General features: G+C 70.8%; 14 protein-coding genes. 5 read left to right on the top strand and 9 right to left on the bottom strand.

Annotation, left to right across the window (positions count from 1 at the left end; genetic code table 11):
* The first annotated feature begins 97 nt into the window (after window positions 1-97).
* Window positions 98-1,060 (top strand): DUF4145 domain-containing protein, encoded by a 963-nt coding sequence (locus ACIBEJ_RS37800; RefSeq protein WP_397187905.1) that lies wholly within the window; start codon window positions 98-100, stop codon window positions 1,058-1,060.
* Window positions 1,061-1,065: 5 nt separating this feature from the next.
* Window positions 1,066-1,422 (top strand): hypothetical protein, encoded by a 357-nt coding sequence (locus tag ACIBEJ_RS37795; RefSeq protein WP_397187737.1) that lies wholly within the window; start codon window positions 1,066-1,068, stop codon window positions 1,420-1,422.
* Window positions 1,423-1,513: 91 nt separating this feature from the next.
* On the opposite strand, the gene ACIBEJ_RS37790 is transcribed toward ACIBEJ_RS37795, so the two are convergent.
* Together ACIBEJ_RS37790 and ACIBEJ_RS37785 are read right to left on the bottom strand one after the other, a co-directional pair.
* Window positions 1,514-2,008, bottom strand: a complete 495-nt coding sequence (locus ACIBEJ_RS37790) for a hypothetical protein (protein WP_397187736.1) — start codon at window positions 2,006-2,008, stop codon at window positions 1,514-1,516.
* Between the two features lie 88 nt (window positions 2,009-2,096).
* Window positions 2,097-3,203, bottom strand: coding sequence for a GNAT family N-acetyltransferase (locus tag ACIBEJ_RS37785; protein ID WP_397187735.1), 1,107 nt, complete (start codon window positions 3,201-3,203; stop codon window positions 2,097-2,099).
* 55 nt (window positions 3,204-3,258) lie between these two features.
* Here ACIBEJ_RS37785 and ACIBEJ_RS37780 point away from each other — a divergent pair, with 55 nt between their 5' ends.
* Window positions 3,259-4,107, top strand: coding sequence for a tRNA (adenine-N1)-methyltransferase (locus ACIBEJ_RS37780; RefSeq protein WP_397187734.1), 849 nt, complete (start codon window positions 3,259-3,261; stop codon window positions 4,105-4,107).
* A gap of 204 nt (window positions 4,108-4,311) precedes the next feature.
* Entirely contained in the window at window positions 4,312-6,075 is a 1,764-nt protein-coding gene (gene arc, locus ACIBEJ_RS37775; RefSeq protein WP_397187733.1) for a proteasome ATPase, read from the top strand.
* A 318-nt stretch (window positions 6,076-6,393) separates the two neighbouring features.
* On the opposite strand, the gene ACIBEJ_RS37770 is transcribed toward arc, so the two are convergent.
* From ACIBEJ_RS37770 to ACIBEJ_RS37740, 7 genes are all read right to left on the bottom strand, one after another.
* Entirely contained in the window at window positions 6,394-8,154 is a 1,761-nt protein-coding gene (locus ACIBEJ_RS37770; RefSeq protein ID WP_397187732.1) for a hypothetical protein, read from the bottom strand.
* 104 nt (window positions 8,155-8,258) lie between these two features.
* Window positions 8,259-9,182, bottom strand: coding sequence for a LysR family transcriptional regulator (locus ACIBEJ_RS37765; RefSeq protein WP_397187731.1), 924 nt, complete (start codon window positions 9,180-9,182; stop codon window positions 8,259-8,261).
* Window positions 9,183-9,230: 48 nt separating this feature from the next.
* Window positions 9,231-10,004 (bottom strand): serine hydrolase, encoded by a 774-nt coding sequence (locus ACIBEJ_RS37760; RefSeq protein WP_397187730.1) that lies wholly within the window; start codon window positions 10,002-10,004, stop codon window positions 9,231-9,233.
* A complete protein-coding gene (locus ACIBEJ_RS37755) occupies window positions 10,001-11,839 on the bottom strand; it encodes an amidohydrolase family protein (RefSeq protein WP_397187729.1) in 1,839 nt (612 codons plus the stop codon). Before ACIBEJ_RS37755 ends, ACIBEJ_RS37760 begins: the two co-directional genes overlap by 4 nt.
* The gene (locus tag ACIBEJ_RS37750; protein ID WP_397187904.1) at window positions 11,839-12,591 is read right to left on the bottom strand and encodes an amino acid ABC transporter ATP-binding protein; all 753 of its coding nucleotides are present in this window, start codon (window positions 12,589-12,591) and stop codon (window positions 11,839-11,841) included. Before ACIBEJ_RS37750 ends, ACIBEJ_RS37755 begins: the two co-directional genes overlap by 1 nt.
* 2 nt (window positions 12,592-12,593) lie before the next feature.
* Window positions 12,594-13,433 carry an amino acid ABC transporter permease gene (locus tag ACIBEJ_RS37745; RefSeq protein ID WP_397187728.1) on the bottom strand — a complete coding sequence of 280 codons (840 nt, stop codon included), beginning with the start codon at window positions 13,431-13,433 and terminating at the stop codon, window positions 12,594-12,596.
* The gene (locus ACIBEJ_RS37740) at window positions 13,430-14,299 is read right to left on the bottom strand and encodes an ABC transporter substrate-binding protein (RefSeq protein ID WP_397187727.1); all 870 of its coding nucleotides are present in this window, start codon (window positions 14,297-14,299) and stop codon (window positions 13,430-13,432) included. Before ACIBEJ_RS37740 ends, ACIBEJ_RS37745 begins: the two co-directional genes overlap by 4 nt.
* 122 nt (window positions 14,300-14,421) lie before the next feature.
* Between ACIBEJ_RS37740 and lysA the strand changes: the two genes are divergently transcribed.
* Entirely contained in the window at window positions 14,422-15,657 is a 1,236-nt protein-coding gene (gene lysA, locus ACIBEJ_RS37735) for a diaminopimelate decarboxylase (RefSeq protein ID WP_397187726.1), read from the top strand.
* Window positions 15,658-16,074: the final 417 nt, after the last annotated feature.

Raw genomic sequence — 16,074 nt, 5'->3', positions numbered from 1 at the left:
GACGCTGGCCCGTGAAGCCGACGCGCCGCACCGGGTTTTTCTACCGTCCGAATTACGCCCTTTTGTACTGGCCGTCTGTCAGAGCTGCCGCCAGGTGATGCTGCTGTTGTCAGGTGAGCCGGGGCCCGACGCCGACCCCGACGACCTGCCCGCGCGCCCCGCCGAGGTGCTGTGGCCCGCGCCCGGCAGGGAGATCGGCGAGCAGGTTCCCGCCCTCGTGCGGGCCGAGCTCACCCAGGCCAGGGCGGGCCTGCGCGCGGGCTCTCCGGCCGCCGCCGTGCTGCACGTGCGGCGCCTGCTGGAGGCGGTCTGCGCCGACCACGGCATCGCCGGCCGTACCCTCTTCCACGCCCTGCGCGAGCTGCGGGCGGCGGGCCGGATCGACGGCTGGCTCCTGAGCTGGGCCGAGGAACTGCGCGAACTCGGAAACGAGGCCGCCCACCTCGGCGCCGCCCCGCTCACCCGCCAGGAGGCCGCCGACGCGGTCGAACTCGCCGAAGCCTTCATTGACTATTTATATGTATTTTCCCCGAAATATCGTGACTTTCAGGTACGGCGGGCCCGGCCCTCCGGGAAAGGCCGTTCCCCGGCGCCGGAGACCGCCGCGATGCGCATTCTCCGGAAAACGCGTACGCCATTCGCCGTCCACCCCTATCCGCACGACCCCGCCCAGACCAAGTCCCGCGCCGCCGTCGCGCTGGCCCTCGGCGTCCCGCCGCCCCGCATGCTGAAGGCCGTCGTCCTCTACCTCGGCCACCACGCCGTCGTGGCGGTCGCCCCGATCGAGGGCCGCATCGACGAGGAGGCGCTGGCCGCCGCGTTCGGCGCCGGCGCCGCCAGGGTGGCCTCGCGGGCCGACGTCGAACGCATCGGCGAGGCGATCGAGGCCGACGTCCTGAGCCCGGTGGCGCTACCGTACCTGCCGTCGGTGCTCGACGCGGGCGCGGCCGGGCAGGACAGCGTCTACATCCCCAGCGGACGGCACGGCCTGGAGCTGGAGCTCGCGCCCCGTGACCTGATCCGCGTCACCTCCGCCCGCACCGCCGCGATCGTGAAATGAGAGCCATGCCGGACATCACGCTGGAGGGGGAGGCCGACCTGGTGCACTCCCTGGAGGAGTGGCTGCGCGACGTGGACGCGCTGCGGGGGCGGGTCAGCTCGCGTACGGCGCCGCCGAGGCCTGGGCGGATGGGCCCCGGGGCGGCGGAGCTGCTGGTGGCGGTGGAGGCCGAGGCTCAGGCGGAGGCGCTGGGCCGTACCGTGGAGATGTGGCTGCGGGTCCGGGGCCGGGGGGTCACGCTGAAACTGCGCGTGGGTCAGCAGGTGACCGAGCTCGACCTGCGCGGTGACGTGGACGTCGACCGGCTGGCCAGGCAGGTGGACGCCCTGCTGCGCGACGCCCTGCACACCGCGGGCCCCTGAAAGCCGCACCCGGCCCTGCAGGCACGCTCGGCGCTGAAGGCACGCCCGGCTCCGAAAGCGCACCCGGCCCTGGAAGGCGCGTTCTCGCCGGTCAGGGGGCGAATGCCTGGACACCGCGCAGCAGGCGTACCGCGGCCTCCATCCCGCTGGCCGCCTCCAGCGCGCGTCCCGCGGCCGTGGCGAAGCGGCCGAGCAGGTGCGCGTCGGCGTCGTCGAAGTCCCGGCCGGCGATCCACAGGAACGCCTGTTCCCGCGTGGCCAGCGGCACCGGCACCGCCAGGAACCCCGGCTCGCCCACCGGCAGGTCGCGCGGCAGAAGCACCGGCTCGTGGCAGGCGGCCAGCTCCTTCAGCACCCCGGACTCGGCCAGCCACGTCCGCACCCGCAGCGGGTCGCCGGGCGGCCCGTGCAGGGCCACGGACCTGGCCAGCTCCTGGAGCGGGTCCACCTGGACGAGCCCGGCGTAGTCCGCGTCCGTCACGACCGCCGCCGACCGGGCCAGGCGTTCGATGAGGGCGCCCACGTCCACGCGGGAGAAGTCCTGGATGAGCTCGTGCACAGCGACGTCGGTGCGGCGGTTTCCCATGGAGGTCCCAACAGCCGGCGGTGCCTGATGGGTCGGTGGTTTCGACTATTACCTCCGGATTCGCCCTTGGCCAGACCCCAACCGGTAATCAGGATTTTTCCGCCAGCTTCGGGTGCAGGAGCAGCCACTCGACGTCGTCGGACCAGCCGCCGTCGGGGCGGGGGAGAAGCTGCCTGTGAACGTGCTGGCGGGTGAAGCCGGCCCGCTCCAGCACCCGGTGGGAGGCGGTGTTGTCCACGGCGGTGCCTGCGGTCAGGCGGCGCAGCGGCGTGGCCGCGAACACCCACTCCACCAGCAGCGCCAGCGCCCTGCTGAGGTAGCCCCTGCCGCGGAAGGCCGGCATCAGGGAGTAGCCGACCATGGCCTGGTGGAGCACCGGCGCCACGTTCACGAGCTGCACGTGCCCGGCGAACTCGCCCGTGGCCGCGTCGGTGATCGCCACCTCCACCCGCTGGCCGGACATCCACCAGAAGCCCGTGTAGCGGCCCCGGCGCACGTAGTCGGCCAGCGGGCCGGGGGCGGCCAGCGAGTACGCGCGCACGAGCGGGTCGTTCAACAGTGCCAGGAACGCCGCGGCGTGCTGCTCGCCGAGGGGCGAGAGCCGTACGACGCCGTCGGTCAGGTGCCCGCCGGGGAAGAAGGGGAAGTACGGCTCCGCCGGCTCCGCCGGCTCGCCCGCCACCCTGCCGAACGTCACCTGGTCGGTCCTGCTGCCGTCGCGCAGCCGCTTGCCGTCGCGCCTGACGCCCTCCTGGCGGAACCCGGCCTTGTAGGCGGCGCGCAGGCTGGCGAGGTTGCTCACCTCGGCCTCCAGTTCGACGCGGGCGGCCCCGTGGTCGAGCGCCCAGTCGGAGATCGCCCTCGCGGCGGTGCTGGCCACGCCGGTGCCGCGGGCGTGCGGGGCGACCAGGTAGCCGACCGAGGTGGTGCCGTAGCGGTCGATCGGCTGCAGCCCCACCGCGCCCACGTAACGGCCCTCGCGGGTGACGGTGAACTCCGCTCCGCCGTTCGCCCACTTGTCCTCGGCGGCGCGCAGGTAGGCGCGGGCGTCCTCGGCCGTGTACGGCGAGGCGAGGAACGGCAGGAACCGGGCCGTCACCGGGTCGTCGCAGGCAGCCACGACGGCGTCGGTGTCTTCGGCGGTGGGGGGCCGCAGGACGAGCGGGCCGGCGGAGATCACATCGTGCGGGAACATCCCCCCTTCATACCGCGCGTCCGGGACCAGTCGGAATCCCGATAACCTTGCCGCCATGGGTTTCCGCAGGCATGGGCCTTTCCAGGCGGGGGATCAGGTGCAGCTCACCGACCCCAAGAACAAGCGCCACACGATCACGCTCAAGGCGGACGGCGTCTTCCACACCCACAAGGGCGCCATCCCGCACAGCGACCTGATCGGGCAGCCCGAGGGCTCGGTGGTGCGTTCTTCCGGCGGCACCCAGTACCTGGCCTTCCGGCACCTGCTGCAGGACTACACCCTGGCGATGCCGCGCGGCGCCGCGGTGATCTACCCGAAGGACGCCTCGATGATCGTCGGCATGGCCGACGTCTTCCCCGGCGCCCGGGTGATCGAGGCGGGGGTCGGCTCCGGCGCCCTGACCTGCTTCCTGCTGCGGGCCGTCGGGCCTGAGGGACACGTCACGTCGTACGAGCGCCGCCAGGAGTTCGCCGACGTCGCCCGCAAGAACGTCGAGAAGTTCTACGGCGGCGAGACCGACACCTGGCGCCTGGTCGTCGGCGACCTCAACGAGAGCATCGACGAGATCGACGTCGACCGGGTCATCCTCGACATGCTGGCCCCGTGGGAGTGCGTGGACGCCGCCGCCAAGGCGCTCACTCCAGGTGGCGTCATCTGCTGTTACGTCGCCACGACGACCCAGATGTCCAAGACGGTCGAGACGATTCGGGATCACGGGAGTTTCACCGAGCCCCATGCGTGGGAGACCCTCCTTCGCGACTGGCATGTCGAGGGTTTGGCCGTGAGACCTGATCATCGGATGATCGGCCACACGGGTTTCCTCGTCACCGCCCGCCGCATGGCCGACGGCGTCACCCCGCCGCCGCGCCGCAGACGACCGAAGGGGACCACCGAAGAACTATGACAATTTGGCCACGAGGGTGCGTTGGTGCGTGACACGGGAACATCTCGCCGTGTTCATATGCTGGCAGGATTAAACGCACCATTGGGGATTATTCACCGAATACCGAATGTCACTCTACGAACACTGCCCGGCCAGGTTACGGAGGGGCCCGAGATAGGTAAGGTCCTTAGTAGTCGCCCTCGACTGGGAAGGAGGTGACGGGGCGTGGCAGCTCGCGATGATGCTGAGGCTCGAGCCGCGCAGCGCGAACGGGAGGTCGCTGATCTCACAACACAGGTCTCCTTCCTCCAAGAGGAGATCACCGCGCTGAGGCGGAAGCTGGCCGAGTCACCCCGTCAGGCCAGGGTCCTCGAAGAGCGTCTCCACGAGGTCCAGGCGAATCTGGCGGCGGTGACCGGCCAGAACGAACGCCTGGTGGCAACCCTCAAGGAGGCCAGGGACCAGATCGTCGCCCTCAAGGAAGAGGTGGACCGGCTGGCGCAACCGCCATCCGGGTTCGGCACCTTCCTGGAGGCCAGAGAAGACGGCACGATCGAGGTGTTCACCGGAGGGCGCAAGCTCCGCGTGAACGTCAGCCCTGCCGTCGACGTCGACTCGCTCCGGCGTGGCCAGGAGGTCATGCTCAACGAGGCGCTCAACGTGGTCGAGGCACTCGGCTACGAAGAGGTCGGCGAGATCGTGATGCTCAAGGAACTGCTCGACAACGGCAAGCGCGCCCTGGTCATCTCGCACGCCGACGAGGAACGCGTCGTGCGCCTGGCCGAGTCGCTGGTCGGCCAGCCCATCAGGGCCGGCGACTCGCTGCTGCTCGAGCCGCGCTCCGGCTACGTCTACGAGCGCATTCCCAAGTCAGAAGTCGAAGAGCTGGTGCTCGAAGAGGTCCCCGACATCTCCTACAACGAGATCGGTGGCCTCATGCGGCAGATCGAGCAGATCAGGGACGCCATCGAGCTGCCCTACCTGCACGCCGACCTCTTCCGCGAGCACAAGCTCAGGCCCCCGAAGGGCGTGCTGCTCTACGGCCCGCCCGGCTGCGGCAAGACGCTCATCGCCAAGGCGGTCGCCAACTCGCTGGCCAAGCAGGTCGCCGAGAAGACCGGCCAGGAAGGCAAGAGCTTCTTCCTCAACATCAAGGGCCCCGAGCTGCTCAACAAGTACGTCGGCGAGACCGAGCGGCACATCCGCCTGGTCTTCCAGCGGGCGCGTGAGAAGGCCTCAGAGGGCACCCCGGTGATCGTGTTCTTCGACGAGATGGACTCGATCTTCCGCACCCGAGGCTCCGGCGTCAGCTCCGACGTCGAGAACACCATCGTGCCCCAGTTGCTGTCGGAGATCGACGGCGTCGAGGGCCTGGAGAACGTCATCGTCATCGGCGCCTCCAACCGCGAGGACATGATCGACCCGGCGATCCTGCGGCCCGGCCGCCTGGACGTCAAGATCAAGATCGAGCGGCCGGACGCCGAGGCGGCGAAGGACATCTTCTCCAAGTACCTCGTCACCGACCTTCCCCTGCACGGCGAGGACCTCAACGAGCACGGCGGCTCGCGCGAGTCCACCATCGCGGGCATGATCCAGAGCGTCGTGGAGCGCATGTACACCGAGAGCGAGGAGAACCGCTTCCTCGAGGTGACCTACGCCAACGGCGACAAGGAGGTCCTGTACTTCAAGGACTTCAACTCCGGCGCGATGATCCAGAACATCGTCGACCGGGGCAAGAAGATGGCCATCAAGCAGTTCCTGGAGTCGGGGCAGAAGGGCCTGCGGGTGCAGCACCTGCTGACCGCCTGCGTCGACGAGTTCTCCGAGAACGAGGACCTGCCCAACACCACCAACCCGGACGACTGGGCGCGGATCTCCGGAAAGAAGGGCGAGCGGATCGTGTACATCCGCACCCTGGTCTCCGGCAAGCAGGGATCCGAAGCCGGCCGCTCCATCGACACCGTAGCCAACACCGGCCAGTACCTGTAGTTGCCATGCTTTTCGTCGGGCCGCGCGGATCCCTCCGCGCGGCCCGCGGCGTCTGAAGCTTCTCCCGCGCGAACTTCCGCGGCCTCAACCCCGCCGTCCGCGGCTTCAACCCCACCATCCGTTACGGCAGGCCGGCCCCACCCCCACCCGCCGACGCGCGCGGGCGGCACTCCAGGGTGACGGCCGGCGGCCGCGCGGCTTCCCGCCGTGACGAGCGCTCCTTACCCACCCGACCGGCAACCCCTTCCTTGGCCGGGTGGTTTCGGGGGACCCTTTTCCTGGGCGATCTGCTGATTCGGGGGTGTTGGCTACGCTGCGTCATCCTTTGGGCGGGGGGACGGCTATGTTGTCGTAGCGGTCCCAGCCTGTTGAGATGCGCTGGTAATACTTCTCCGCCTCCTCGGCGTCCCTCACCCAGTTCCACTCGCCGCCCGCGGCCTTGTCCGGGTAGGTGGTGATGGCGGTGGCGACCTCACGTGACTCGTCGAGTCCCTGCCAGATGAGGCGTTTGAGGCGGTCTGTCTGGTGTTCTGGGCCCTGGACGTAGACGCGGTAGCCGAAGTACGCCTTGGCGACCGCGCGCTGCAGCCTCGCCGTCAGGACCGTGCGCTCGAAGTAGGCGTTGAGCTGCCGGTAGTGATCGGAGGACAGGTGGCGCCTGGCGTCCCTGATCTCGCGCAGGGCCTGCTCGGCCAGCCGTACGCCGAAGTCCTTCTCCTTCAGCACGTAGCGCAGGTAGCGGACGTTCATCAGGTTGTGCGGGGTGACCCAGCCGTTGCCCAGGACGTAGCCGGCCTCGGTGCGGAAGGTCGGCTGCGTCTTGCAGGTGACCGGGGCCAGGTGCTGCACGACGTCCTTCCAGAAGTCGAACGTGCGGTTCACCGTGTGCCGCACCCGGGTGAGCGGCGGCTCGATCCACTTGCCCGAGACGCTGCGGTGCCAGCTCGAACAGTACGGCTCGAAGTCCAGGCGGGAGTGGTTGGCGGTGTTGGTGCCGAGCGTGTAGAGGGCGGAGGTGACGATGTCGTACGACTTCGACAGCGCCGAGGCCACCTTGTCCGCGGCCCGGCGGCCGTAGGTGCGCGCGGCGAACTCGCGATACATGCTCGCGGGGCGGACCCGGGGGTCGGCGGTGGCGCGGGCCAGCGCGTACAGGTTGATCTCGGTCGGGGTGCCGACGATGCGCGAGTCGGCGTAGCGGTCGGTGCGGGCCACGTAGCCGATCACGTTCGGGAGCCTCTGGTAGTGGCGCAGGCGGTTGACGTGCTCCTCCGGCCAGGCGTTGGCGATCTTGCCCTGGCCGTTGTACTCCCCGGCGGTGTCGTACTCGATGAGCACGGGCCGGTCGATCCGCTCCACCGTGCGGTCCACGGGGTGGGTGAGGAAGAAGTCGTGCGGCTGCGCCTTGGCCATCACCCGCACGTCCCGGTTGTCCACCAGCGCGATCGCGTCGATCGTGCGCTGCATCTCGGCCGGGTAGTAGCCGAACGTGCGCAGGTACAGGTTGAGCCCGCGCTCCTCGACGATCACGTCGGCCACCTGGTCGATGAGGTGGGCCTGCTTCTGGCTGTCGGTGGTCAGCCGGGTGGAGTGCTGGCGCTCGATCCTGGCGCCGGTCTCGATGAACGTCAGCACCACCGAGTCGATGTCGGGCACCAGGTCGAGCATCTCCCGGTAGTCCTGCTTGAACCACGCCCAGAAGGCGGGGTCGTCCAGGTCGATGGTGCCGTTCGGGCCGGTGCGGAAGCGTTCGGGGTAGTAGGTCAGGCTGTAGAGCGAGTGGTCCCAGATGGCCACCTCGTCGACGCCGGCGGCGTGCGCGGCGGCGGTCAGCCGGTTGGCCTGGACCCGCCTGGGCTCCTCCCTGACCTCCCGCAGGTCGTGCACGATGTCGTGGCTGAGCTGCAGGTGGTTGATGTCGTAGCGGGGCGCGGCGGCGATCACCGCGTCGGCGCCGGCGTCGTCGTCGGACAGGATCGTCCAGCCCCGCACGTCCTGCGGGCTCTCGGCGCGCGCGGTCGCGGGGGACAGGAGGGCGGCGGAGATCAGGGCCAGTACGGCCGGCAGCCTGGATAACAAGGGACGTCGCATCACCATCGCCGATCGTCGGGGCGGACTGCAAACGGTTGCAAGAAACGATGCGGCAATCCCCGCACGACGTCAAGACGTCGGCTTCCCACGCCTCAGCGCAGGCCGGGGTCCAGGGAGTTGAGGAGCTGGCCCGCGGCGGTGCGCAGGTAGGCGATGAACGAGCGGGCCGCCGGGTTCGGGTTGGTGGGGCGGCGGGCCACGCCGATGCGGCGGTAGAGCCGCTGGTTGACCACCCGGCACACCTGCACGCCGGTGACCCCCTGCAGGCCCAGGCTCGGCACCAGCGCCACGCCGAGCCCGGCGCGCACCAGCCCGATCGTCACCTCGTAGTGGTCGCTGCGGCAGCGCACCTGCGGGGTGAAGCCCTCCAGCGCGCTGGCGCGTTCCAGCGTCGAGACCGGGTGCTCGGCGCCGAACGTCGTGATCCAGTGCTCGCCGGCCAGCTCGGCCAGCCGTACACGGGGACGCTGGGCGGCTTGGTGCCCGGCGGGCACCACCAGGAGCTGCGGCTCGTCGAACAGGTGCAGGACCTCGACCCCGTCCGGGCACTTCCACGGGTCCAGCGCGTGCTCGAAGACGACGAGCACGTCGAGCGCGCCGCGCTCGAGATCGGGCAGCAGCTCGTACGGCTGGCCCTCCACCAGGTCCAGCCGCACGCTCGGATAGCGGGCGGCGAAGCGCGACAGGGCCAGCGGCAGCAGGCGGTACCCGGCCGAGGCGAAGAAGCCGATCCGCAGCTCGCCCGCGTCGACCCTGGCCTGGGCCAGCAGGTCCTTCTCCGCCGCCTCCAGGATGTCAACGACCTCCTGCGCCCGGTGGGCCAGCCGGCGGCCGGCCTCGGTCAGGCGCAGGCTCTGCGCGTTGCGCTCCACCAGGCCGACGCCCGCCTCCTCCTCCAGCTTGGCGAGCTGGTGGGAGACGGCCGACGGCGACAGCTTCAGGCCACGCGCGGCCCCGGCGATGCTGCCGGTGCGGAACACCTCCAGCAGCACCCGGAGTCGGTGGCTGCCGAGCATGCGGCCTCCTCTGTCGAACGGACGTGGGCCTACCCTAATCAGCCCAGGTCAGGCGGCGATGAGCAGGCCCACCTGGCGCACCGCGGCGGCCAGTTCGTCCTCGGCGCCCGCGGGGCCGCAGGCGAGCACGGCGTAGGCCCGCTCGCCCATCAGCCCGACGTCGGAGCGCACGCCCTCGTCGGTGCCGGTCTTGTTGGCCAGCCACGCGCCCTCCGGGTCGTGGCGGACCAGCGCGGGCACGAGTGTGTGGTCGGTGTTGGCCAGCATCCACTCGCGTAGCTGGACCTGCCAGCCGTTGCTCCCGGCCACCAGCGCCGCCAGTCCCGCCAGCTCCGCCGCCGTCCCCACGGCGAACGTCGGCGGGTGCTCGGGGCCGCGCGGCTCACGGATGCGGTCGAGCAGCCGCGTCCTGGTCAGGCCGAGCGCGGCGCCCGCCGCGTTGACCCGGTCGAGGCCGACGGTGCGCAGGAGCGCGTTGGTGGCGGTGTTGTCGCTGACGGCCGCGGTCATCAGGGCCAGGTCGGCGACGTTCCAGGTACGCGCGCTCAAGCCGAGGAGCAGGCCGGAGCCGCCGCAGTAGTCCTCGTCCGTCAGGTGCACCGGGGTGGCGGGGTCCAGGATGCCGCCCTCAATGCTCATCGCGACCTCGGCCAGCAGGAGCAGCTTGCCGACGCTGGCCAGGGGCAGTTCGGCGTCCTCGTTGACGCCGAACCCGCCGCCGGGGTGGCGCACCGCGACGGCCAGCGTCCCGGGGCAGGCCGCGGCAAGCTCTACCAGAGTCGTGGGACTGCTGAGGTTGCTATCGGGGTTCAGGGTGCTCATGGGGTGACGATCCCGCCCGGAGTCGCGCCGGTCAGCTCGCCGTCGAGCACGGCCGGCACGCCCGCCACCACCACCGCCGCCAGCCCCCGAGGGGGGAGCAGCGGGTCGGCGTAGGTGGCCGCGTCCGCGATCGTGGCCGGGTCGAACACCACCAGATCGGCCCGCGCCCCGTCGCGCACCACCCCCCGCCCGGTGAGGCCGAACCGCCCGGCCGCCATCCCGGTCATCTTGTGCACCGCCGCCTCCAGCGACAACAGGCCCTCCTCGCGCGCGTAGTGCCCCAGCACCCGCGGGAACGTCCCGGCGATCCGCGGATGCGGCCGCCCCGGCTTCGGCACCCCGTCCGAGCCGATCATCGTGAACTCCGCCGCCAGCACCCGGCGCACGTCGTCCTCGCGCATCGAATGGCTGATGATCGTCACCTCGCCGCGCTCGGCCAGCAGCAGCTCGGCCGCCGCGTCCACCGGGTCGCCGCCGAGCGAGGCGATCGTGCGCCCCTCCAGCTCGCGGTGCCCGGCCGCCGAGGCCACCGAGATGAGGTCCCAGCCGCCGTTGCCGACGGTGTTCTCCCAGCCGGGCACGCCGTCCGCGATCGCCTGGCGCATCCGCTCGCGCTGGTTCCGGTCGCGCAGCCGTTCCAGGAGCGCGGCGGTGCCGCCGTCGTTGGCCCACGGCGGCAGCATGGCCGACAGCGAGGTGCTGCCCGCCGTGTAGGGGTAGACGTCGCAGGTGACGTCCATGCCCTCGGCACGCAGCGCGGCCAGGCGGGCGAGGGTCCGCTCGGTCCTGCCCCAGGCGTGCCTGCCCGCGGTCTTGTGGTGGGAGACGTGCAGCGCCGCGCCGCTCCTGCGGGCGATCTCGACCGCCTCCTCCAGCGCCTCCTCCACGCGCGCCATCTCGTCGCGCAGATGGGTCACGTACGGCCGGCCGTACCGCGCGGCCACCCGGGCCAGCGCCACCACCTCGTCGGTCCCTCCGTAGGTGCCCGGCGTGTAGATCAGCCCGGTCGACAGCCCCGCCGCGCCCGCCGCGAGCGCGTCGCCGAGCAGCCCGCACATGACGTCCAGCTCGTACGGCGTCGCCGCCCGGTCCTCATACCCGACCACTCCGGCCCGCAGTGTGCCGTGCCCGACCAGGGAGGCGAGATGATTGGCCCGCGGCGCCCCGGCATGCGCTTGAGCGAACCCCGCGAAGTCCCGAAATATCGGGACCCGTCCGCCGAAGGAGACCCGGCTCGACCGCGACAGCTCCTCCAGCCGCTCCGGCAGCGCGGGGAACAGGCTCGACCCGCAGTTGCCACAGATCTCGGTCGTCACCCCCATCCGCACCGGCGCCGCCGCCAACTCGGCGAACTCGGGCCCGAACAGTGAGGCGGCATCGGAATGGGTGTGCACATCGATGAACCCGGGCGCCACCACCATCCCGGTCCCATCCAGCACCACCCGAGCCAAGACACCCCCACCCGGCCCATCGCCACCCACCCCGCCGAGGCCGCCGAGGCCGTCGAGGCCCGAGGCGTAGCCGCCCGAGGCGCCGCTACCCGAGGTGCCGTGTCCCGGTGCGCCGTTCCCCGGAGCGCCATAACCCGGAGCGCCCCTGCCCGGAGCGCCATGGCCCGATGGGCCGTAGCCCGGGGCACTCCCGCCCGAGGCGCCGGAGCCCGAGGCGCCGTTGCCTGGGGTGGCGGTGCCTGGGGTGGCGGGGCCGTACCTCTGGGTGGGGTTGGAAGGGGGGAGGAGGATCAGGCGGCCGTCTCGCGCGCCCACGTCGGCGCGGCGCAGGGGGGCGCCGGTGCCGTCGGCGAGCAGCGCGCCCGTGACGAGCAGGTCCAGCATCACAGCACCTGCCCGAGGAACGCCCGGGTCCGCTCGTGCCGGGGGTTGGCCAGCACCTCGCGCGGCGGGCCCTCCTCCACGATCAGTCCGTCGTCCACGAACACCAGGTGGTCACCCGCCTCCCGCGCGAACCCCATCTCGTGCGTCACCACGATCATGGTCATCCCGCTCGCCGCCAGGTCACGCATGACCGCCAGGACCTCCTGCACCAGCTCCGGATCCAGGGCGCTGGTCGGCTCGTCGAACAACATCACCTTCGGGTTCATGGCCAGGCTGCGGGCGATCGCCACCCGCTGCTGCTGGCCGCCCGACAACTGCGAGGGGTAGTGCCCGGCCCGGTCGGCCAGCCCCACCCGCACCAGCAGTTCCCCGGCCCGCCGCGCCGCCTCGGCCTTCGGCACGCCCTGGACCGCGCACGGCCCCTCCATCACGTTCTCCAGCGCCGTCATGTGCGGGAACAGATGGAAGCGCTGGAACACCATGCCGACCTTCTGCCGCTGCCTGCACAGCTCGTCCGGCCGCAGCAGGTGCAGCCGCCCGGCCCGCTCCCGGTAGCCGACGAGCTCGCCGTCCACCCAGACGCGGCCCGCGTCGATCGTCTCCAGCCGGTTCACGCAGCGCAGGAGCGTCGACTTGCCGGAACCCGACGGGCCCACGACACACACCACACCGCCCTCCGGCACCTCCAGGCTGACGCCCTTCAGCACCTCCAGCGCGCCGTACTTCTTCCTCACCGACTCCAGCCTGACCATGCTCACGACGCGTACCCCCTGCTGAAGCGCTTTTCCAGGAAGTGCTGGCCGACGCTGGCGACGCTCGTCAGCAGCAGGTACCACAGCGACGCCACCACCAGCAGCGCGATCACCTCGAAGTTCTCCAGGTAGATGCGCTGCGAGACGGTCAGCAGCTCCGCGCCGGCGATCACCGACACCATCGATGTCGTCTTCAGCATCGAGATGAACTGGTTGCCGGTCGGCGGGATGATCACCCGCATCGCCTGCGGCAGCACCACCCGGCGCAGGATCTTCCGGTGCGACATGCCAAGCGACTCGGCCGCCTCGCGCTGGCCGGGGTCCACCGAGCGGATGCCCGCCCTGACGATCTCCGCCATGTACGCGCCCTCGTTGATCGTCAGCCCCAGCAACGCCGCGATGAACGGCGTGATGAGCTGGTGCGCCTGCCACTCCACCAGCATGGGCCCGCCGAACGGCACGCCGATCCCGATCACCGGGAAGACCAGCCCGATGTTGAACCAGAAGATCAACTGCACCAGCAGCGGCGTGCCGCGGAAGAACCACGTGTACAGGGCCGAGGCGCCGCGCAGCACAGGACTGTCGGAGAGCTGCATGACCGCCGCCGTCACCCCCAGCACCACGCCCAGCCCCATCGACAGCACCGTCAGCGCGATCGTGACCAGCAGCCCGCCGAGAATTCTGCCGTCGAACAGGAACGCCACGATCACGTCCCAGTGCAGGTTCTCGTTGACGACGACCGTGTACGCCAGCCACACCAGCCCGAGCCCGGCGAGGGCCGCGGCGGCCATCCGTCCGGGGCGCCGCGGCTTCACCGCCTCGATCGGAAGCTCGGCCGTCACGGGGCACCCGTGTTGATCGTCACCTTGGAGACGGCGTTGGGGCCGGTGCCGTACTTGTCGAGGATCGCCTTGTACGACCCGTCGTCGACCATCTCCTGCAGCGCCTTCGCGATGGCGTCGCGCAGACCCGTGTTCTGCTTGCCGATCGCGATGCCCCAGGGACCGGCGTCGTACTGCTCAGGCAGCACCTCGTACTTGCCGGTCTCCTTCGCGTACATGTACGCCACCGGCGAGTCCACGATCGTCGCCACCGTCCGGCCCGAGTCGATCGTCAGCAGGCCCGTCGGCGCGTCCTCGCTCTGCAGGATTTCCATCTTCTTGTCGCACTTGTCGTTCTGGCGCTTGCCGATGTCGAGGTTCGAGGAGCCCTTGGCCAGCACGACCTTCTTGCCACACAGGTCGGCCAGCGTCGTGATGCCCTCGGGGTTGCCCTTCTTGACCATGACCGAGCCGCCGGCGTTGAAGTAGTCCACGAAGTCGACGGCCTGGCGGCGCTGCGCGGTGTCGCTCAGCGACGACATCGCGACATCCCACCGGCCGCCCTGCAGCCCGGGAATGAGTCCGTCGAACGCGGCGTTCGTCACCGTCGTCTTCAGTCCGAGCCGGGCGCCGATGGCCGCGGCCAGGTCCGGGTCCACGCCGGTCAGCTCCTGCGTGCCCGGTTTGTACATTTCCATCGGCGGGTAGCCCTCCGACGTCGCCACACGCAGCACGCCCGCGTCGCGGACGCTCTGCGGCACCAGCTCCTTGGCGCTCTTGCCGGCCGCCGAAGGGGCCTCGGGCGCCGCCGTACCGGAGGACGACCTGCCGCAGCCCGCGCCCAGCGCGCACACCGCGACCAGCGCGATGACCAGGTGTTTTCGCATGGCGGCCATCGTTGGCGAGCAGTTCGCCTGATCCCAAGGGATGTGCACGCTTCTGCCCCTCAGCATCGAAACCTTCGACGCTGGCCCATAGGCACCCGTTACGCTTCCTACGCTGGCGCGCCATGAGCATCGACAGCGTGTGGCCGATCGGCGCCACGTGGTCTGAAGGCGTCCTGCACCTGGGCGGCATCGCCGTCACCGACCTGGCACGCGAACACGGCACCCCCGCCTACATCCTCGACGAGGCCGACTTCCGCGCCCGCGCCCAGACCTGGCGCGACGCGCTGCCCGGCGGCGAGGTGCACTACGGCGGCAAGGCGTTCCTGTGCCCGGAGGTCGTGCGCTGGCTGGACGGGCTCGGGCTCAACCTCGACGTGTGCACCGGCGGCGAACTCGCCGTCGCCCAGGCCGGCGGCATGCCCCCCGGCCGCGTCGTCTTCCACGGCAACAACAAGTCCGAGCACGAACTGCGCCGCGCCGTCGCGTGGGGCGTCGGCTGCGTCGTGCTCGACTCCTCCACGGAGCTGGAACGGCTGGCCGCCATAGCCGCCGAGCACGACGTCGTCCAGCCCGTCATGATCCGCGTCACCCCCGGCGTCGACGCCCGCACCCACAAGTCCATCGCGACCGGCGGGGAGGACTCCAAGTTCGGCTTCTCCCTGTCGGCGGGCGACGCCGAGCGCGCCGTCGCCCTGGTCCGCGCCCGGCCGTCCCTGCGCCTGTCGGGCCTGCACTCCCACATCGGCTCGCAGATCCTCAGCCTGGACGGCTTCGCCGAGGCCGCCCGCCGCATGACCGCCTTCGCCGCGGCCATGGGCGTCGACCGCCTGGACCTGGGCGGCGGCCTGGGCATCGCCTACCGCCCCGGCGACCCCCAGCCGCCCACGCCCGCGGAACTCGTGACCGTCCTGCAGAAGGAGACCGGCGGCCTGCACCTGTCCGTGGAACCCGGCCGCTCCATCGCCGGCCCGTCCACCGTGGCCCTCTACACGGTCGGCACCATCAAGGGCGGCTACGTCAGCGTGGACGGTGGCATGAGCGACAATCCGCGCCCGGCGATGTACGGCTCCCCGTACACGGCCGCCCTGGCCTCCCGCCCCTCCTCTGCAGACCGGGGTTTCACGGTGGTCGGCAAGCACTGCGAGAGCGGCGACATCCTCGTCCACGACGCCCGCCTGCCCGCTGACCTGGAGCCCGGGGACGTCCTCGCGGTACCGGCCAGCGGTGCCTACCAGCGGTCGATGGCCAGCAACTACAACCACGTGCCCCGGCCACCGGTGATCGCGGTCCAGAACGGCCAGGCCCGGGTGGTGGTCCGCCGGGAAACCGAATCCGACCTCCTCCACCTCTACCCCTGACCCCACCCCCTCCCGCACCTACCAACCACTTGGCAGGCGACTTGGGACTACCGACCAACCGCTTGACAGGTGGCTTGGGATTACCGACCGACTGCTTGATAGGCAGGCAGCGTGGGACTAACGCTCGACAGGCGGCTGTGAGGGGTGGCTGTGGGCTACCGAGTGGTTGGTTGGTGGTTCGGGGCCCGTTCGCTTGGACTACCGAGTGGTCGGAAGGTGACCTGACGCTACCGAGTGGTTGGTAGGCGTTTGGGCCACAGATCGCTAGGACTGCCGCGCTTGGCACTACCGAGTGGCTGGTAGGCGTTTGAGCCGCGGAACGCTTGGACCACGGGCTGCTTGGACCACGGGCTGCTTGGACCACGGGCTGCTTGGACCACGGGCTGCTTGGACCACGGGCTGCTTGGGCCACGGGCT

Source organism: Nonomuraea sp. NPDC050790 (genome assembly GCF_044456745.1).
Lineage (GTDB): Bacteria > Actinomycetota > Actinomycetes > Streptosporangiales > Streptosporangiaceae > Nonomuraea.
This window is presented reverse-complemented; position numbering and strand designations above follow the sequence as displayed.